This window comes from Desulfuromusa ferrireducens (assembly GCF_055389805.1).
Genome location: NZ_AP042415.1, coordinates 4,289,231 through 4,308,700 on the forward strand (window position 1 = coordinate 4,289,231; position 19,470 = coordinate 4,308,700).

13 protein-coding genes are annotated in these 19,470 nt (G+C 52.7%); all 13 read right to left on the reverse strand.

Annotated elements, in window-relative coordinates:
* Positions 1-34 precede the first annotated feature (34 nt).
* Positions 35-3,469 (reverse strand): Cache 3/Cache 2 fusion domain-containing protein, encoded by a 3,435-nt coding sequence (locus ACZ5PT_RS19260; protein WP_464264634.1) that lies wholly within the window; start codon positions 3,467-3,469, stop codon positions 35-37.
* A complete protein-coding gene (locus ACZ5PT_RS19265) occupies positions 3,469-7,254 on the reverse strand; it encodes a PAS domain-containing hybrid sensor histidine kinase/response regulator (RefSeq protein ID WP_464264635.1) in 3,786 nt (1,261 codons plus the stop codon). Before ACZ5PT_RS19265 ends, ACZ5PT_RS19260 begins: the two co-directional genes overlap by 1 nt.
* A 16-nt stretch (positions 7,255-7,270) precedes the next feature.
* Positions 7,271-7,753 carry a chemotaxis protein CheD gene (locus ACZ5PT_RS19270; protein ID WP_464264636.1) on the reverse strand — a complete coding sequence of 161 codons (483 nt, stop codon included), beginning with the start codon at positions 7,751-7,753 and terminating at the stop codon, positions 7,271-7,273.
* Complete coding sequence (locus ACZ5PT_RS19275; protein WP_464264637.1) at positions 7,753-8,589, reverse strand: CheR family methyltransferase; 837 nt, start codon at positions 8,587-8,589, stop codon at positions 7,753-7,755. Before ACZ5PT_RS19275 ends, ACZ5PT_RS19270 begins: the two co-directional genes overlap by 1 nt.
* Positions 8,590-8,678: 89 nt before the next feature.
* Complete coding sequence (locus tag ACZ5PT_RS19280; protein ID WP_464264638.1) at positions 8,679-10,355, reverse strand: methyl-accepting chemotaxis protein; 1,677 nt, start codon at positions 10,353-10,355, stop codon at positions 8,679-8,681.
* A 66-nt stretch (positions 10,356-10,421) separates the two neighbouring features.
* Positions 10,422-10,937, reverse strand: coding sequence for a chemotaxis protein CheW (locus tag ACZ5PT_RS19285; RefSeq protein ID WP_464264639.1), 516 nt, complete (start codon positions 10,935-10,937; stop codon positions 10,422-10,424).
* Between the two features lie 66 nt (positions 10,938-11,003).
* Positions 11,004-13,097, reverse strand: coding sequence for a chemotaxis protein CheA (locus ACZ5PT_RS19290; protein ID WP_464264640.1), 2,094 nt, complete (start codon positions 13,095-13,097; stop codon positions 11,004-11,006).
* Positions 13,091-13,456 (reverse strand): STAS domain-containing protein, encoded by a 366-nt coding sequence (locus ACZ5PT_RS19295; protein WP_464264641.1) that lies wholly within the window; start codon positions 13,454-13,456, stop codon positions 13,091-13,093. The genes ACZ5PT_RS19290 and ACZ5PT_RS19295 overlap by 7 nt, the downstream gene beginning before the upstream one ends.
* A gap of 76 nt (positions 13,457-13,532) precedes the next feature.
* Positions 13,533-13,898, reverse strand: a complete 366-nt coding sequence (locus ACZ5PT_RS19300) for a response regulator (RefSeq protein WP_464264642.1) — start codon at positions 13,896-13,898, stop codon at positions 13,533-13,535.
* Positions 13,899-13,944: 46 nt separating this feature from the next.
* On the reverse strand, positions 13,945-15,207 hold the full coding sequence (locus ACZ5PT_RS19305) for a methyl-accepting chemotaxis protein (protein WP_464264643.1): 1,263 nt from the start codon (positions 15,205-15,207) through the stop codon (positions 13,945-13,947).
* A 54-nt stretch (positions 15,208-15,261) separates the two neighbouring features.
* Complete coding sequence (locus tag ACZ5PT_RS19310) at positions 15,262-15,627, reverse strand: response regulator transcription factor (RefSeq protein WP_464264644.1); 366 nt, start codon at positions 15,625-15,627, stop codon at positions 15,262-15,264.
* Positions 15,628-15,865: 238 nt separating this feature from the next.
* Positions 15,866-17,305 (reverse strand): sigma-54-dependent transcriptional regulator, encoded by a 1,440-nt coding sequence (locus ACZ5PT_RS19315; protein WP_464264645.1) that lies wholly within the window; start codon positions 17,303-17,305, stop codon positions 15,866-15,868.
* 7 nt (positions 17,306-17,312) lie between these two features.
* On the reverse strand, positions 17,313-19,214 hold the full coding sequence (locus tag ACZ5PT_RS19320; protein WP_464264646.1) for a PAS domain S-box protein: 1,902 nt from the start codon (positions 19,212-19,214) through the stop codon (positions 17,313-17,315).
* Between the last annotated feature and the right edge of the window lie 256 nt (positions 19,215-19,470).

Consider the following 19,470-nt stretch of genomic DNA (forward strand, 5'->3'; position numbering starts at 1 on the left):
CCTGTTTTCTCCAAACGCCTACAAAGATAGAGCGCTATAGCGAATGCTTTTTAATAATATCCAGCAACTGTCGGGCTTCGATCGGTTTGGCGATATAATCATCCATCCCAGCGGCCAGGAAACGTTCTCGATCCCCCGACATGGCATGCGCTGTCAGAGCGATGATCGGAACCTTGCGACCACTCTGTTCCCGAATCAATCGGGTCGCCTCCAGACCATCAATTCCTGGCATCTGCACGTCCATCAGGATCAGAGCAAAATCTTCCTGCGCAAACGCCTTAACGGCATCATCACCATTTTCGACCAGCGTGACCTGATGCCCATTCTTTTCCAGCAGTTTCTGAATCAAGCGTTGATTTACCAGGTTATCCTCAGCGACCAGAATCTTCAGCCCCTGAATGTTGACCGGTGCTTGTGACGGTGCCAAATCAGCTGTCACCGGCGCTCCTTGAGCTGCTTCAAAGCAGACCGTAAAGTGGAAACAACTCCCCTGTCCTTCGACACTCTCGGCCCAGATACGCCCGCCCATCATAGCAACAAGTTTCCGTGAAATCGTCAGGCCCAAACCGGTCCCACCAAATTTACGCGTGACGGAACCATCCACCTGGGAAAAACTGTCAAAGATCTGTTCCAGAAGGTCAGATGGAATCCCAACACCACTATCCTGCACAGAAAACTGCAAACAGTGCTGTTCGTCCCTGCCGCAACCTGCCACATAATCAACGTCAAGTGTTACCGACCCGGCTTCGGTAAATTTGATGGCGTTACCAAGCAAATTGACCAACACCTGCCCCAAGCGACCTGGATCGCCCCGCAGATCGGCAGCGATTTCCGGAGCCACGCGACAGGAGAAGTCGACCCCCTTGCGCTTAGCCTGCAAAGCAAAGGTTGCCAGCGGACCTTGCAGGGCTCGCTGCAAATTAAAATCGATATTTTCGAGGGATAATTTCCCCGCTTCTATCTTGGAAAAATCCAGGATGTCATTGAGCACTCGAAGCAATGACTGCGCCGACTGCCGGACCATGTCGAGGCATTCTCGCTGATCGTTGTCCAGTTCGCTATCGACCAGCAGGTCGGTCATGCCGATAACCCCATTCATCGGGGTACGGATCTCGTGACTCATATTGGCAAGAAAATCGCTTTTCGCCCGGCTGGCTGCCTCGGCCTCTTCTTTAGCGAAATGAATCTGCTCCTCCGCCCAATGTCGTTCAATCATACTGGCCAAGCTGTGTGGGATCGCGTCGAGAAAGGTCCGCTCATCCTCACACGGCTGGTGGCCGGCATCGACATAAAGGTTGAGTACTCCGAGCAGCTTCTCTCCGGCAAGAATCGGGGCGCAGAAGTGCCCATGCGGTGCGATTTCGGCTGCCGTGTTGTGCCGAGAATTAATACAGTCGTCAAAAACCACCTTGCGCTTTTTGGCAACCTGTCCGCAAAGGCAGGTTCCAAATGGGACAACGCTGCAATCGCCCTGCATTTCAGCCGTCAAGCCCTGCTGCACCGTCATACTTAAGGTTTCCCCTTGCGCGTCGGCAAGAAAAATACAGCCGCTATTCAAAAAGGTGAAACTCTTAGCAGTCAGAATCCGCTCCAGCGAACGTTGTAATTTCTCCTCCAAGGGGATGTCCGCCATCGCCGTTTCCAACACCGAGTAGAGCACCTGTTTAATATCGGTCTCTTTGCGTAAAATTTCATCTGCCGCCTTACGTTCACTGATATTGCGGATACTGGCCAGAATAAAGCGCTGACCACCCGATTCCCCGGGGGACAGGGTTAATTCGATCGGAAACTGACTGCCGTCGCTGCGCTGCGCTGGCAGTTCGACGGTCTTGTTGATGGCGCGGTTCGGCATCCCGCAGGAAAAATAGCTGGCCATATGGTGCTGATGATTAATCCTGAAAGCTTCAGGCATCAGACTTTCGATGCTGCGGCCGATCATTTCTTCTTGACGGTAACCGAACATAGCTTCTGCCGCCGGGTTAAACAGAGTGATCTTCCCCCGTTCACTGGCAGCAATCATGGCATCACTACTGGCAGCAATAACCGTGCGAAAACGGCTTTCCGATTGGCGCAATTCATTTTCTGCAACTAGGCGCTCGGCGACTTCCCGATTCAACTCATTGCGTGATGCAGTCAACTGCTTCAGATTTTGCACCATCAGGTTAAAAGCACGCGAAAGCTGGCCAATTTCGTCGCGTCTGTTCAGAGTCAGGCGTAGATCCAGATCGCCCTGGCCAACAGCACCGAAGACCTTGACCGCCTGAACCAGTGGCTTGCTGATTCCCGAAGCCACCAGGTAGCCAATAAAAAGGGCCAAAACAACCACGATGTAGGCGACCAAGCCAACGTAGTGGATCATGTTCTCGAGGGCACTAACCATTCGGGTCTGCGAATCAACAATATCGTCCTCATAAAGGCTGGCCATGATGATCCAGTCCCAGGGAGCAAAATAACTGATGGCAGCGGTTTTCTGCCGAATGACGCTCTCATCTGAATTCTGCCAGGGATAGTGCTCAAGAAAAACTGGGATCGACCCGTCAGCATCCTGCGTCGGCAATGCCAAGGCATTATGAACAATCTCGCGGACAAAATAACGCCCCGCAGAATCCTGCGAATCCCAGAGGTTTTCGCCGTCGCGCTGCCCTTTCCTGGAGATACGATAGGTCCCCCGCTGCTCTCCTTTGGCACCAACCACGCAAACGTAACCGGTTTTACCGATGACGATGTTGTTTATCTCTTTGCGCAGGCTGGAGATGTCCTTCTCTTTTTCACCGACGTAAAGAATACCGATCACCTGCTCATGCGCATCATCCCAGAGTGGCATGTAGCCGGCCACATACCAGGCATTAACAACGTAGGCCCGACCGTAGAAGGTCTCTCCCTTAAGAACGGTATCGACCACCGAGTTCGGCTGACCATCAGGATTAAAATGCGGGATATAGGTGCCGATGGCGCGGCTGCCGTCGAGTTTTTCTACGTTGGTAGCGACGCGTAACATGTCGCCACGCTCGTTCATGCGTTGAAAAATTGTGCAGGTTCCACCAACCAGCTCGGTCACCTTGTCAACAACCATGGTCAACTGCAGCAGATCGCGATTCTGTCCCAGCCACTGACCGCCAACCTGCAGTCGTGGCAACTTCACGGACGTAGTTTCCTTGCTATATTGATTAATTGCCCGCCAAGCGACCGTTTCTTCGCCCAGAGAGACCTCTCCGGCAATGGTCATGATCTCCTCGGCGACCCGCAGGTTATTCTCCATCGATTCATGGATCGACTGCTGCATTACTTTGGCCATCTGGTAAACGGTCTGGACCACTTTTTTCGCCTCACTCTCAGCCAGATCACGCATTTCCTGGCCGATATCTTCCTTGAGGCGAATTTTCTCATAAACAGCGATACCGACGATGGGAACAGCGGTCAACAAAACCAGCAGCAAGCCCATACAGGTTATTTTGGTGCGGATCTTCATCAGCTCACACCCTCAACAAAGTCCGCATTCAGAATCTCGAACACCGCGGCCAGTTCCCGTTCCAGTTTTGGAGCCATGTGCAAACACTTATCAACCTGTTTATCGCCAGCGGCAATTTCCAGATGCAGAGACGTTTCCCGCAACTGCTTGGCGCCAATGGCGGCCGCGGCCCCCTTCAACGAATGGGCTTCGCGCTGAATCAACTGGCAATCGGTCGCATGCATGGCGGTCTGCAATCTAGCCAGTAAACTCGGGATACTGATAAGGAAAGCCTCGACTGCTTCTTCCAACAGTTCGGTATCGTTGTCGAGTCGTTCCAAAGCAGATTCAAAATCGAGCACATCGTTGGCCGGAAGTTTAGCTTCGACAGAGGATCCTTCGGTGACCTCGACGGGACAGAGTCGAGCCATCGTCGCAAACAGTTCAGCAGCATGAATCGGCTTACTGACGTAATCATCCATACCGGCAGCGAGGAAACGTTCGCGATCCCCCGTCATCGCATGGGCCGTCAGGGCAATGATCGGCAGCAGCGGATTATCGATCCCCTCGCCCCCGGCACGAATCAGCCGGGCCGTTTCAATGCCGTCGAGGTTCGGCATCTGAATGTCCATCAGCACCAGGTCAAAAGGTTCTCCTTTAAGCGCAGTAAGCGCCTCTTGTCCGTCGTTGGCAACCGTGACCCGATGACCCGATTTTTCCAACATGCGCAACACCAGTTGCTGATTGACGGGGTTATCTTCAGCCAACAAGACCTTCAGCTGCGACTTTTGCTGAAGCAGTCGGGGAGACACCGGCCTGATGGTTTTAATATTGGCGGCTTCACCAATCTTCATCGGCAAAGAAACATGGAAGCTGCTGCCCAGTCCGACAACACTCTCAACCCAGATTTTGCCGCCCATCAAAGCAACCAGTTCCTTGGAGATTGCCAGCCCCAGGCCGGACCCGCCAAACTCCCGTGATGAAGATCCGTCGGCTTGAGCAAAGCTGTCAAAAATATACTCCAGCTTGTCCGCAGGAATACCGATCCCGGTATCACAGATTGAAAACTGAACGATACTGATTTCGCCATCGTTGCGGATTTTCCCCACCCGGAAGTTAATCGCCCCGTGGTGGGTAAATTTGAGGGCGTTGCCAACCAGATTGACCAGCACCTGCTTTAAGCGCACCGGATCTCCCTGGTAGATTTTCGCCAACTTCGAGTCAAACTCCGAACCGATTTCAAGCCCTTTGAGTTGCGCCTCCAACTTTGCCGGATTGAGAACACTCTGCAGCAACAGACCAAGGTCGAAATCGATCTTCTCGAGTTCCATTTTCCCGGCTTCCGCCTTGGAATAGTCAAGCAGGTCATTCAACAGAGACAGCAGTGACGTAGCCGACTGGTTGGCCATCTGCAAGCATTCCCGCTGCTCTCTATCCAGCGGACTGTCGAGCAATAATTCCGTCATGCCGATAATGCCATTCATCGGCGTACGAATCTCATGGCTCATGTTGGCTAAGAATTCGCTTTTGCTGCGACTATTATTCTCTGCCTGTTCCTTGGCGCGCAGTATTTCCGCCGCGGCCTGCTGACGCTCGGTAATATCAATCGCCAAAACCAGAATAAACAAGGTCCCGTCAGCTTCCAGATAAGGGTATTTATAGATCTGGTAGTCGCGTTGATTGGGAAAGGTACGGGTCTCTGCCTCGGAGTTGCCAGACTGAATTGCTTTGAAGGTTGTGCCTTGGCCACCTTCAAGAGCCTGACAGGTAAATTCACAATCGCCCAGCAGGTCATTGCAACGCTGCCCTTCCGGGTCGCCAAAGATAGTGCGAAACTCCTGATTGGCAAACGGCAGAGAATGATCGGCAGCCACCAGACAAACAACCGCCGGCAAGCTATCGAGCAGAGCAAACAGCCGCTGACGCTCGTTTTCCAGCGTTTTTTCCAGCTCCTTACGTTCACTGATATCGGTGAATATGCCGAGCAAGCCGATGACTTCACCAGCGGCATCAGTCAATGGCACCTTGCTGGTCAGCAAAGTGGCATCTTTGCCATCGGCTTGTTTCTGGGGCTCCTCAATATTTAACAAAGGCTGGCCCGACTCCACGACCTTGCGGTCACACTCGCGGAAGAAATCGGCCTCCTCTTTTCTCCACGGCAGGTCGAAATCAGTTTTACCAACCACCTCGGCAGGGCTGGAGAATCCGGCCTGTTCCGCCAGTGCCTGATTGCAACCGGCATAAGTTAAATCGCGGTTTTTCCAGAAAATCGAGGCCGGGACATGATCGATGATATTATTCAGCAGTTCCTTCTGCGCCTGCAGTTCATCGTGCGCCAGTTTACTTGCGGTGATATCGAGAACCAACACGATCGCGTGGTCGGGTTTTCCTTCACTGTCGTAAACCCAGGACCCGGTGATCTGCCCCCAGACAACGCTACCATCTTCACGCTGATAGCGCTTCTGATGTTCAAAATGTGCTGGCTTGCTGAGTTCTGCCTCTTTGTACCGTTGCAAAGAAGCAGGCAGGTCGTCCGGATGGGTGACCATGGTATGGTCCATCTGTAACATTTCCGCTTCGCTATAGCCAAGAAAGCGACAAAAAGCCGGATTGGCCTGCCTGAGATGCCCCTTGCGATCAACAACAAGGACCCCGGCAGCGGCACTGTAAAAAATTGACCGGAAACGGGTCTCGCTCTCCAGCAGGGCCTTTTCCATCTCTTTGCGTTCGGTGATATTCAGAGAGATGCCGATCACGCCACCCAGCGCCCCATCAGCGTTGGGGAAATTGGCCATATAACTGATAAACGAATGCTCCTTGCCATCGACAGCGAGCACCGTCGTCTCGTAAACCTGTTGTCCACGGGGTCCAAGTTCATAGATTTCGCGATTTTTTCGGGTGTATAAATCCGCTTGTTCTGCAGGAAAAAAATCATAAACCGTTTTGCCGGGAATCTCCTCTTGCTGGCGCCCCAGAAATGCGGCGAAAGAACGATTGCTGCCAAGATAGACGCCGTTGGCGTCTTTGTAGAAAACAGGTGAAGGGATAGCGTCCAACAAGACCTGAGCAAACAGCAGATGTTCCGCTTGCCGGGTTTCAACCCGCTTGCGCTCTTCAATTTCCTGGGTCAACGCCTGGTTCAACTGGAACAGCTTATCTCTACTGAGCTTGGTTCGCCAGACAACATGGTGTAACAGCACCAGAGACAGTCCAATCGACAAACTGATTGCGATGCCAAAGGCCTGAAAGATTGCAACTTTTTCACTGTAGGCTTTAGCATCAACATCGAGCCCGAGAACAGCAACCACCTGTCCAGTTTCGAAATCATGGATCGGTGCGATTCCGGAAATCCATTCCCCCCAGCGATCCGTCAGAGGGCCCTCAAAAAAGGCCTGGCCATCATTAAAAACTTGCTTAAGTTCAACAGACGCTTCGTCGTAAAGCCCGCTTTCAAGAGAATAATCGCTACAGGGAGCATCATCGGAATCGGCCAGAAAACGGACCTGCCCGTCGACGTTGTTCATCAGGTAAACATAACGCAGGTCAGGAACCACCTGCCGGACCTTCCGCAATCGCTGCCAGGTCTCACTGCAGCTGGCGGCCCGTTGCGTCGCGTCACCAGCCAAAGCAGCGATCAATTCGGCATCGAAGCTGTTTGCTGAGATCTGCGCATGATCGAGCAGATCATGATGATATTCCCGTTCGGCAGAATCGACTAATAATGACGTCAACACCGAGCCGGCAATCAGCACCATGACCAGCAAGAAAATGGAGGCAAAATAATATCGTTTAGGGGGTTTCATCATCTCTCTGCTCTTATCCTCAAGAATCCCCGCCAACCCGCTTCAGCAAAACTTCACCCGTATGGGTAAAAAAATGGATTTTGCGCCCGAGCGGCCCCCCGACGTTTGACGCCTGTAACTGTAAACCTTCTTGCTCTATCAATGCCTTGGCGGCAACGATATTTTGTCGTCCGACAGACAGTGGAGCATACTGTGATTCGGATTTCGGTAGCACATCGGCCCCACCGAACAGCTTAACCTCGATCTCATGCCGCTCGATTCCCGCCAGGGCAAAACGCCCCAACATGTAATCAAATGCACCATCGACATACTTGAAGCTGATATCGCCACGACCGTGCGGAAGCATGGCGTGACAGATGGCACCGTACTGCAGACGCCGATTAAAGAACGTCACGGCAACGCAAGAGCCAAGCACCGTGGAAACCCGGGTCGGGACTTCAGTGACCGCAAGTTCTCCCGGTTTGAGAAAAAGTGATGTCTGGTTATCGACGGCAAAATTCATCATTGCCTCTGATAAACGGTCGGAGCCACCTGAACGAGAGGCACATTATAGCCATGCAGCGACTCAGAATGACCGAGAAACAGATAGCCGCCAGGAGCCAGATAACGGCAGAACTTGTTCATCAACCGTTCCTGAGTTTCTTTGTCGAAATATATAATTACGTTGCGGCAGAAAATGATATCCAGCTTTTCCCGTAAGCCGAAGTCCTCATTCATGAAATTGAGGTGCCCAAAGGTCACCTTTGCCCGAAGATCAGAAGTAATACGCACGACCTGATTTGATCGGTCCTTGCTCCGAAGAAGGTACTTTTTACGCAGTGGTTGGGCAACCGGTTCGATCCGATCGTGATGATAAACGGCATTTTTTGCCAGCTGCAAAACCCGGGTTGAAATGTCTGTTGCCAAAAGGTTGTAACCGGCACAAAACTCAGGGTGGGAGCGTTGGTATTCACTCAACACCATCGTCAGGGTATAGGGCTCTTCCCCGGTCGAACAACCGGCACTCCAGATTTTCAATTGATTGCGGACTCCCGCCCCCCGCGTTTGAGCAAGATCGGGAAGAACCGCTTGAGTCAGATATTCGAAATGGGCCGGCTCACGAAAAAAATCGGTTTTATTGGTCGTTACGGCATTGATCAAATGGACCAGTTCAGTCTTCTTGCCTGCCTCGCTGAACAGAAAATCACAGTATTCTGTGTAGGTGTTTAATTTAAGTAAGCGCAACCGGCGAGCCAAGCGACCTTCCAGCATCGTGGTCTTGGCCGAAGGCATCTTGATACCAAATTCGGCATAGATAAAGCTGCTCAAACGTTCGAAATCTTTGCTGCTTAAGGCCATAAGTCCACCATGGAAAAACCAAATAAAATAAATTTAAATGCTGGCTCGGGGAAGGTTTCCCCACCCCGAGCCTTGCTGATCAAAAATAATTAATAGCGTTCAAAATCCTGATCGCTGGCATCCGCATCGAGTCCCAGGTCGAGATTAAGCCCGCCGGAACTGCTTGCCTGAGCGGCAGCCTGAGGAAGCGCCCGCTGAACCTGCGGCTTGCTTGCAACCGTCGACCGCCCGGCAGGTCGACTAAAATGCGCGCCACTGCCAGCGCTACTGCCGGCAACCTTGAAGAAGGAGATGCTATCTTGCAACTGCTCGGCCTGCGAGGAGAGTTCCTCGGAGGTCGAGGCCATCTCTTCGGAGGCGGAGGCGTTCTGCTGAATCACCTGGTCGAGCTGCTGGATCGCTTTATTGATCTGATCAGCACCGGTGTCCTGTTCCTTACTGGCCGCGGCAATTTCCTGTACCAGCTCAGCTGTCTTCTGGATATCAGGCAGCATCTCGCCAAGCATGGTGCCGGCCTTTTCCGCGACGTCGACACTGCTGCTGGAGAGTTCGCTGATCTCGGCGGCGGCGTTCTGGCTACGTTCGGCCAACTTACGCACCTCGGAAGCGACCACGGCGAAACCTTTGCCATGCTCGCCGGCGCGGGCCGCTTCGATCGCGGCGTTAAGGGCCAGCAGGTTGGTCTGACGGGCGATCTCTTCGATGATCGAGATCTTACCGGCAATCTCCTTCATCGCCACCACCGTCTCGGTCACTGCCTCGCCACCTTCTTTGGCCACGACGGCACTCTTGATAGCAATCTTTTCGGTCTGCATGGCGTTGTCGGCGTTCTGGCGGATATTGGCGCTCATCTGCTCCATGCTCGAAGAAGCTTCTTCGGCGGCGGCAGCTTGTTCTGTCGCCCCTTGGGACATCTGCTCGGAACTGCTCGAAAGTTCCTGACTGCCGGCCGCGACATTATCCGAAGCCACCTTGACGTTGTTCACCACCTCACTGACCTTGCTGCACATCGAATTAAGGGCCTTAGCCATCTGGCCGATTTCGTCCTTGCGCTCAAAATCAAGTTGCGTGGTCAGATCGCCGGTTTCCAGCCGCTGGATCATCTCGACCGCCTGGGCGAGCGGACGGGAGATCCCGCGAGCGATGAAGAAGACCAGCAGCAGGGCAATGATCACCACCACCACCAGCGCTATCAGCACCTGATAGAAAATCTTGTTCAGTTCCGCCTCGATATCATCCACGTAGGCACCACTGCCGACCACCCAGTTCCAGGCCGGGACTAATTTGACAAAAGAGATTTTCCCCACCGGCTCATTGAAGCCCTGCTTATCCCAGACGTAGTTGACAAACCCCTCTCCCTTCTGCTTGACAATATTGGTCATTTCGGCAAAAAATGGCTTGCCGGCCGGATCTTTGGCAGCGAGAAAACTCTTACCTTCCATCGCGGGTTTGATCGGATGCATGAGCATCACGGCATTAAGGTCTTGGATCCAGAAATAGTTATCGCCATCGTAACGGGTCGCTCGGATCGCTTCCTTAGCGGCATGCTGTGCGCCCTCGGTGCTCATTATGCCATCAGCTTCCTGCTTGGCATAATGAGCAATAACCCCCCAGGCCGACTCTACAACATGCTGAACTTCGGTGTTTTTAGCAGCAAAAAGATTCTTTTTTGCCTGCTGGTAGACAAAGCCAATAGTGAGCGTGAAAGCAACGATGATGACAATGCTCAAGGCAAAAATCTTATAAGCCAGTTTCAGGTTTTTCATGGTGATCTTTCCTTTATAAAGAATTTTCGTGACCCGACAAAACCGCAGTCCGCCGGGGTAGCTTCCTTATTCGGCGGCAATGCCCGTGGGCGGCTCCGAACTTTCCAGCCCCTGGGCCAGAGCCAGTTCGTCGGCGGAGAAAACCTTGTCAACATCGAGGATAATAATGAACTGTTCATCCTGCTTGCCCATGCCCTTGATAAATTCGGTCTTCAGCCGGGTGCCGATCCGTGGCGCCGGCTCAATCTGCTCCGGCCCCAAATCAAGCACCTCCTGAACCGAGTCCGCCAGCGCACCCAGAACCGTGGTTTCATCATCCATGGTCACTTCGGTGATAATGATGCAGGTGTTGACCGTCTGTTCGGTTTTCGACATCCCGAACTTCAGGCGCATGTCGATCACCGGGACAACGCTGCCGCGCAGATTGATCACGCCACACATAAACTCCGGAGTCTGCGGAACTTTGGTCACGGTGGTAAAGTCGAGCACCTCGCGCACCTTGCCGATGTCGAGAGCGAAGACTTCGTCCCCCAATTTGTAGGTCAAGTACTGACCGGTCTCGTTAATCGTTTCCACACTCATCTAAAAAACCTCCTCTGTTGTGCTGATATTTTGATCGGCCATGACACTCTTTACAGCGAAGGCCCGCTAAGTGACAAAACTTCGCTCCTGCCGGTCTGCTTCGTGGGTTAATTGAGCAATATCGAGGATTAAAGCCAGCGTACCATCACCTAAGATGGTTGCCCCGGAGACACCATGCACATCCCGATACATCCGTCCCAAACTCTTGATAACGGTCTGATGCTCACCAATGACGTGATCGACAACAAATCCGATCCGCTGTCCGGCAACACTGGAAATAACCACCTGTTCCATGTCCGGCGGTTGCCCATCAATGGCAAAGGTCTTGCGCAGCGGAATGTAAGGGATCAGCTGACCGCGCACATTGGCCAGATTGCGGCCATGCGCTTTGGCCACATCCTCGCGGCTCAGTTCGATACATTCTTCCACTTGCGCCAGCGGTAAAACGAAGCGCTCACCGCCGATTTCGACCAGCAACGACTCGATGATCGCCAGCGTCAAGGGAATTTTGATCCTGATACAGGTGCCGCTACCCAGCGTGCTGTCGATTTCGATACTGCCGCGCAACGCTTCGATGGCCCGCTTGACCACGTCCATGCCGACACCACGACCGGAGACGTTGGTGACATTGGCGGCGGTGGAGAAGCCAGCGGCAAAGATCAGCTGATAGAGTTCCTGATCGCTCAGTTCCTCCCCTTCGGCAATCACGCCACGATCAAGCCCCTTGCGATGGATGGCTTCCTTGTCGAGCCCTTTGCCGTCATCGGTAATTTCGATAATGACGCTGTCACCGGAATGGATCGCCGCCAAATGTACGATCCCCTGGCTTGGCTTGCCGGCAGCGACACGCTCTGCGGGTAATTCGACACCGTGATCGATACAGTTACGGATCAAGTGCACCAGCGGATCGTTGAGCTTCTCGATCACCGTCTTGTCCAGTTCGGTTTCGGCACCGGAGGTTTCCAGATCGATCTGCTTGCCCAGCTCATTGGAAAGATCACGCACCAGGCGCTTGAATTTGCTGAAGGTCGTGCCGATCGGCAACATACGGATATTGAGGGTATTGTCACGTAGCTCACCAGTGAGGCGTTCAACCTCTTCAGCGATATTGATCAGGTCGGGGTCCTCGCGCTGAATCGCCGTCTGGTTGAGGCGGGAATGGATGGTGACCATTTCACCGACCAGATCGACCAGGCGATCGAGCTTATCGGCCGGCACCCGGATACTGGGAACAGCTTCGGTTTTCTCCCGCACCTTGCTGACTTCTTTCAGTTGCCGCTGTTCCGCCAAGGCCAACTGGACCTGACCATCGGACACGGCGCCACCGTCAACCAGCATTTCACCGAGCAGCTTACGTTCACTAAGCAGGCTGTCGATGGTCTCCTGGGTGACAGCACCCCGCTCCACCAGAATGTCGCCAACCCGTTTATCCGCACCGTCGGCCGCGATCGATTCGATTTTGATATCGCTGTCATCTTCAACAAAGATAAAGACATCGCGAATCGCATCAATCCCACGGCCGGTGGTGAGGATGATATCCCAGTAGGTGTAGCAGGCTTCGGCATCGAAATCTTCTAACAGGGGAATCTCATCGACTTGCGCCACCACCTGACAGGTCCCCAGTTCGCGAAGTTCATCGAGCAACGCCACCGGGTTGGTGCCATTGAGAAAAAGATCCTTGGGCGGCTGAAAACGCACCCGATAAGTCAGATCGGCGGCGTCTACCTCAAGCTCTGCGGAGAAGGACACCTCTGCTGTTGGCGGCGGCGTTGTCGCTTCTTCAGCGGGAATCAAGCGACGAAAAGCGATCACCAACTCCTCGACTCGGGTCTGATCAACGCTGCTGCTTTCCGTCTCCGCTTCAAGCATCGCGGTGATCTGATCACGGGCAGCAAGAGAGAGATCGACCAATTCTTTGGTCACCGGGATGACATCATTGCGCACCAGGTCGTAAACCGTTTCCACTTCGTGAGTAAAGGAGGAGATGGCGTCGAAACCGAACATCGCCCCCGAGCCCTTGATGGTGTGCATGGCCCGGAAAACCTGCGCAACAATCTCCTGATCGGCGGGGTTTTCCTCCAGCTCAAGCAGGGCGGTTTCCAGATCTGCCAACAATTCTGCGGCCTCTTCGCGGAAGGCGGCTTGCTGTTCATCTAACATTCCGCCGCCTCCTGACCTGGTACAGTGTTCGGCAACTCGCCTGCCGACGCCATCCAGCCATGGGGAAATCCGCTATCTAGGCGGGCTTGCTGAAAAACCGGCAGTAAACTCACATCAAAGCTTAAGCGCCGACTTTGAGCGCTGGCGGTCTGGCGGACGCTGTAGAGCAACTGCAGACCAGACAGATCGACACTGGTGATTTTTTCGCAATCGATACTCAATTGTCCCGCGGTCGCAAAAAGCGCCTGCAGGGCCTGCTTCATTTCGGCGGCATGTTCCAGAGTGGCATCGCCCTCAATCAGCAGCACTGCGCCGTCCTCACTCTCTTCAAAGTATTGCTTCAGATCCAGATTGATCATCTTATCCTCTGCGTCATTTTGCCCCCGGCCAGGCAGCGTATTGCTTATAAGCGGGAAATAGCCTCGGCATGAGCTGCTAGCCGATGACCTTCTTAACGGTGGCAATTAACTTTTGTGGATCAAAAGGCTTTACCAACCAGCCAGTTGCCCCGGCCGCTTTTCCCTTCGCCTTAAACGCCGCGCCAGCTTCGGTGGTCAGCATCAGCATCGGCGTAAACTTGTAGGACGGCGTTGCCCGCAATTTTTGGATCAAGGTGATCCCGTCCATCCTCGGCATGTTCAGGTCGGTGATCACCAACGCAAAACTCTGCCGTGCGGCTAACTCGTAGGCAGCCTGTCCATCGGCCGCCTCGACGACCTGATAACCGGCGCCCCTGAGCGTCATCGAAACCATCTGCAGAATTGACCGTGAATCATCTGCTGCCAGGATTGTTTTAGCCATCTATCTTCCTCCTCTTATGAAGCTTGTTTTGGTCATGTAACTTTTTCTAAAACAGTTCAATCTCGCCTTCGTCCATGCTTTGCTGCGAAACTGGATTGTGCTCAACATTGTCAACCCGGGTCGAAATCTCGCGCAGTTGCAACAACATCGACTCCAAACGGGCTTCAAGCGTTTCTAACCCACCCACCTCTTGTTGAGCGGCAAAGGTCGACAAACTTTCCAGAATCGGATCCATACTCTGTAGCCTGCCGTTGACATGATTAATCAACTGCGAGGCCATATCCTGAAACTGCAACGAGGTGATTGCCGCCCCAACTTCGGCCCCAACTTTTTCCGAAATACTCGATATTTCTTGCGCGGATTCGGCAACCTCGCGATTAAAATCCTGAGACTGCCTGATCAATCCATCAACCTTGCTGGTCGCATCTGCCACCAGACGGATTTCCTTTTTTGCCATCTCATCAATTGACGACTCGACAGACAACAACGCTTCGGAGATGCCGTTAACTGAATCACCGATCTCCTCACTGAAACGGTTGGAACGCTCGGAAAGGTTCCGCACCTCTCCGGCAACCACGGCAAAGCCCTTGCCTGAACTCCCGGCTCGGGCCGCTTCAACGGCGGCATTAATCGCTAACAGGTTGGTCTGATCGGCAATTTTCTTTATCTCTCGCAGCAACTTCGACACAGCGTTGAACTGGCTGGTGGTCTGCTTCATCTGCACAACCAACTGCTCTGCCAGTTGCCCATTCTGCCCTGCCGCGGCGACAAACGTTCTGAGCACCTGATCGATTTCATAAAGGAAGGTTTCAAAACTCATCGAGTTGGAGGCAGATTGCTGTCCGGCGCTGACCGATTGGTCTTTGGCCCCGGTAAGCAACACGGCAAGATCTTTCTGCCGCAGGGCCTGTTCGTTGAGCCCGGTGAAACTGTTGACCAGATTATTGATCGCATCAGAAAGGATCTCTTGAATCTGGTCATTTTCGCCGTTAATCCCCTGAAACTGACTACTCAGTTCCTTTGCCAGGGAATCGAGCAAGCCACTGGTTTCATCGGCAAAACCGCCCAAAGACTGATCCAGCACCTGCAAGCGTGTTTCGGATTTGCCGGCGGCGGTCTTGATGGCGATAAAAAGGAGGATTCCCCAGGCGCAAGAAACGCCGATCAACAGGCCAACGGCAAGCCCGCCCGTTTGGCTGAAAAGCAAAATGATCGCAACAACGACGCTCAGTAGAATTCCGCCGAGCAAGCATCGATAAGGGGTACTACTGAGTAACTGGCGATAACTGTTATTTTCATTGATTAACAATTGAGATATCTCCCTATTTGGATTCACCACATTATCCAGTCAACGGATTATGATTTATTGCGTCAAAGCCCTGATCCGAGTGAGCATCGTATCCGGACGACAAAAATAGACCGCTTCCAATGCGCCAAGAGCGGTCAAACAAGCAGAGTCGGCTCCCCGCTCGACGAACAACACCGGCAAGGAGACCCCTTGCCGCCGTAATTCAGCGAGCAGCGTAAAAATCGGCATTTCTGCATAACAATCGTTAACCAACAGCAATGCAGGTGAATCAGCAGAATCGCGCCGACTAACAATCCAGTTGAAAGCCTCATCGTCATTTTCAACCACCGATACCCGGTACTTTGCTAATTGCAGCAAAAAACCAGCATTACGGCCCCGCTCAGAAAGGGGGTCGAGGATAAGTATCGAAAAATCATTCACGACGAAACCTCTTAAGCTAATAGATGGATCAGTGACTCAGAAATGAGCAAGGAGGATGCCAAGTGAATTACAATTCGCTAACCATGCGAACCATATCATTAAACAGAGCAAATCAAACGAGATGGGCAATATTCAAGGGGAGGAAACCAGAGTTACTAGGCACGCGAAGAATTAAAGGTAAGCTACTGATTATAGATGGGTATTTTCAGCGTAACCACTCAACAGAGAGTGAAAAAAGTTACGGGGTTTTTTCGGCATTTTCGCGGCTTTTTTTCAGCCGTTTACTCAGGGCAGGACGGGAAATACCGAGCAGTTGTGCAGCAATCGTCTGATTGCCCTGCGAGCGCTGCAAAGCCTCGGTAACCAGCAGGTCGGCTGCGGCCGTGAGCGTTGGCAGGCGCTCGTGAAAAGAGAGTAGCGGCGACGTGGAACAGACGCTTGTCGCTTGATCGGTTGGCGTTATCGGTGCGGTATCAGTTCCGATTGCCTGTTTGAATGATTCCAGCGAAAGCTTGCCCCCCTGGTGTCTGCTGACCGCGTCATAAACCATCCCGGCCAGTTCCCGAATATTTCCGGGAAAATGATAGGTCGCGAGCAACACCGCCAGTTCCGGCGGCGACGTCGGTTTCTTTATCCCCAGTTCAGCGGCGCTCTGTTGCAGAAAGTGCTCCAGCAACAGTGGCAGGTCATCGCGCCGTTCACGCAATGGCGGCAAAGTGACCTGATGCGTCTTGAGCCGATAATAAAGATCCTTGCGGAAGCTGCCTGTGGCCTGCATTTGCGCCAGATCCCGGTTGGTTGCCACAACAATCCTGGCCCGGCAGTGTTTTGCGCTATCACTGCCAAGCGGAAAGTATTCCCCTTCTTGCAGTAAGCGCAGTAGTTTGACCTGCGAGGCCGAGCCTAAATCACCAATCTCATCGAGAAACAAAATCCCCGTACCGGCCTGCTCGATCATCCCCGGTCGACTTTTCTCCGCCCCGCTAAAAGCCCCTTTTAAATGACCGAACAGGGTGTCGGAAAACATATTATCATCCAGACCAGCAACATTGACGGCAACAAAGGGCAACTCCGGGCCACTGAGATTAAAGATTGCCCGGGCAATCAATTCCTTACCGACGCCGCTCTCACCACAAATCAAAATCGGTTGCGTCCCGCGTGAAATCGCCTCGACATACTGAAAGCGGGTGCGCATCTGTTCATTCTGGGTAACAATTTCAGCAAAAGCAGTGGGATGCCGCAGTTCCGCCTCAAAGAGCGACGACTTGATACGTTGATTTTCTCGCTCGGTTTCCAGCATCCGTAACGCCCGCTGGATGCCAAGGATAAGGCGCTCGGGTTCGACACTCTTGACGAAAAAGTCGAACGCTCCCAGGCGCATGCAATTAACTGCGGTTTCGATCTGATTCATACCGGTCAGGATAATAACCGGAATCTCGGGATAATCCTGCGCAATCAAAGGCAACAACTCTTCACCGCTGAGATAGGGCATTGTCAGGTCAAGCAAGATAAGATCGATGGTTTCCGACTCTAAAATCTCTAACACTTTGCGGCTGTCAGAACATTGTGTCACCTGACTCAACCCTGCCCGAGCAAGGGTAAGGGTGATACCGTGCAACCACGACGGTTCATCATCGACCAGCAAAATACTCAATGCCGTATTCCGTTTCACTCGCATATAGCGATCATCCTTTACCGATCGGGAGGCTCAATGTGACCTTGGTGCCGACATCAGGGGTCGATTCGAACCTTAGATCCCCCTTGTGCTCTTTGACAATCCTTGCCGAAATGGATAACCCCAGACCGGTCCCGCCCATCTCGCGGCGGGTGGTAAAGAATGGATCGGTGATATTGGGCAGGTCAGCAGCATCAATGCCACAGCCCTGATCTGTGATTTCAACAAGAAGATTTTTTCCCACGTCGTCAACCGCAGAGCAGAGCTCAATGCCCCGCTCCCTTCCCGATAACGCTTGACATGCATTGAGCAGCAGATTGAGGACCACCTGTTCAATTCGCTGCGAGTTGCCTATCGCCAGCGGCAACCCTTCGGCATATTGACTGGAAAAATTCCCGGTTGATTCATTCAGTTTATTCGCCGCAAGTCTGACCACCTTCTGCAACGAAAGATTGAGATCGAAGGGTTCCTGATTTTCGCTCGGTTCAGCGCGAACGAAATTTTTTAGATCATCAACAATTTGCCTGATCCGTTGCGAGCCCTCCCGCACTTCATCGAAGAGGCGTGGAATTTCATGACGCATCTTTTCATATGGCAATCCGGCCAGTTGATAATTGCCGTGCTCGAGGAAATGATTCTCAAGGATCGGCAATGCATCGTTAAAGGAATCTTGCAATAAAGGAAGATTTAACAGCACCAGACCGTTGGGATTATTGATTTCGTGGGCGATCCCTGCAGAAAGCTCCCCCAACGAGGCCAGTCGTCCGCTGCGCTCCGACTCTTCACGCAATTTCTTTTTTTCGGTGATATCACTCGCCAGATGGATGACGTTAACCACCTTGCCGCGACTATTTTTGATCGGAAACGCCTTGATTCCCCAAACTCTCCCGTCAGCAGTCTCTATAACATTTTCGCAGGATTCGCCACTGCGGAAGCTGGCCAGAGCCACGCAGTCAGCACAGGGTTCAGAAGATTGGTCCATGATGTTGTAGCAATAGGTCCCCGGAAGGCTGTCGATATCCTGTTGCAGATGTTTGGCCGTGCCCTGATTGGCCCATACCACCTGCAGATCGGGAGAAAGCAGCATCAACGAATCGGGGATACCGTTTAACAGGGTCTGAAATTCCTGAGAAAGCTTTTTATGCCGACTTTCACTTTTTGCTAATGCCTCCTCCGCCAACCTGCGATCGGTAATATCAGTGTAAATACCGAGCAGTCCGTTCACTTGACCGGCTGCATTCTTCAAGGGAACCCGGTTGGTCAACAGGGTCGACGTTGTGCCGTCGGGCCGCTGACGTTGCTCTTCGAAACCGAGCAACGGAAAATCCTTGGCCATGACCTCTTCATCGCACTGCTGAAAGTGGATCCCCTCTTCGGTGCTCCCATACAGATCGGCAGCACTTTTACCAACCACCTGTGAAGGGCTCTGCAAACCGACATTGCGGGCAAACGTGTCGTTACAACCGGCAAATTCCAGGTTGCGCTCTTTCCAATAGATCGAATGAGGAATATTGGCGAGGATATTGTTCAGCAGACGGTTCTGTTCCTGCAGCTGTGTCTCGAACGCCAGACGCTCAGAGATATCTCGGGCGATCAACAGCAGGCAACACCCCAGTTGCGAATCGTCGATCGTGCTGACCCGTACCTCGACGTCCAAACTGCGACCATCCTTGCAAAGATAGCGACATAAATGCAGACCCGGCTCCACCGAAGCCAACACCCCAGTCTCGAGCGTGGCAAGCCGAACCTCGATATCGGCCATCGACAGTTCCAGCAACTCATCTCGGGGATAGCCCAGACTGTCGCTGGTAAAACGGTTAACATCCAGAATGCGCCCGCTGCTATCGGTCAGAAAAATGGCTTCGTCCGCCTGCTCGAACATGGCGATCCAATTGGTTTTACGCAGATTCATAGTTTCTGACTCGTCGGGGTATTGGCCATAGAGAAAGTGATACTCAGCATATTCCAAGCAGAGAAGACACAACTGTCATCTTTGAAGTAAAGTAAAATTATCAGAATTGTATCGTCATTAGCCATGATTATCTTTACAGCTATATGCAAATCGGTTACGAAAGCGGGCAGAGCTGACAACAAATCCAATAATAGCAGCCCCGACCGAGAAGAAATTATTGAAATTATCCAACCAGAACTGTAATATCGCGTGGTTG

Coding starts and splice junctions, on each gene's coding strand:
- ACZ5PT_RS19315 (WP_464264645.1), bottom strand. CDS start 17,305: ATGCGAGTGAAACGGAATACGGCATTGAGTATTTTGCTGGTCGATGAT.
- ACZ5PT_RS19320 (WP_464264646.1), bottom strand. CDS start 19,214: ATGAATCTGCGTAAAACCAATTGGATCGCCATGTTCGAGCAGGCGGAC.
- ACZ5PT_RS19290 (WP_464264640.1), bottom strand. CDS start 13,097: ATGTTAGATGAACAGCAAGCCGCCTTCCGCGAAGAGGCCGCAGAATTG.
- ACZ5PT_RS19265 (WP_464264635.1), bottom strand. CDS start 7,254: ATGATGAAACCCCCTAAACGATATTATTTTGCCTCCATTTTCTTGCTG.
- ACZ5PT_RS19295 (WP_464264641.1), bottom strand. CDS start 13,456: ATGATCAATCTGGATCTGAAGCAATACTTTGAAGAGAGTGAGGACGGC.
- ACZ5PT_RS19275 (WP_464264637.1), bottom strand. CDS start 8,589: ATGGCCTTAAGCAGCAAAGATTTCGAACGTTTGAGCAGCTTTATCTAT.
- ACZ5PT_RS19285 (WP_464264639.1), bottom strand. CDS start 10,937: ATGAGTGTGGAAACGATTAACGAGACCGGTCAGTACTTGACCTACAAA.
- ACZ5PT_RS19300 (WP_464264642.1), bottom strand. CDS start 13,898: ATGGCTAAAACAATCCTGGCAGCAGATGATTCACGGTCAATTCTGCAG.
- ACZ5PT_RS19270 (WP_464264636.1), bottom strand. CDS start 7,753: ATGAATTTTGCCGTCGATAACCAGACATCACTTTTTCTCAAACCGGGA.
- ACZ5PT_RS19280 (WP_464264638.1), bottom strand. CDS start 10,355: ATGAAAAACCTGAAACTGGCTTATAAGATTTTTGCCTTGAGCATTGTC.
- ACZ5PT_RS19260 (WP_464264634.1), bottom strand. CDS start 3,469: ATGAAGATCCGCACCAAAATAACCTGTATGGGCTTGCTGCTGGTTTTG.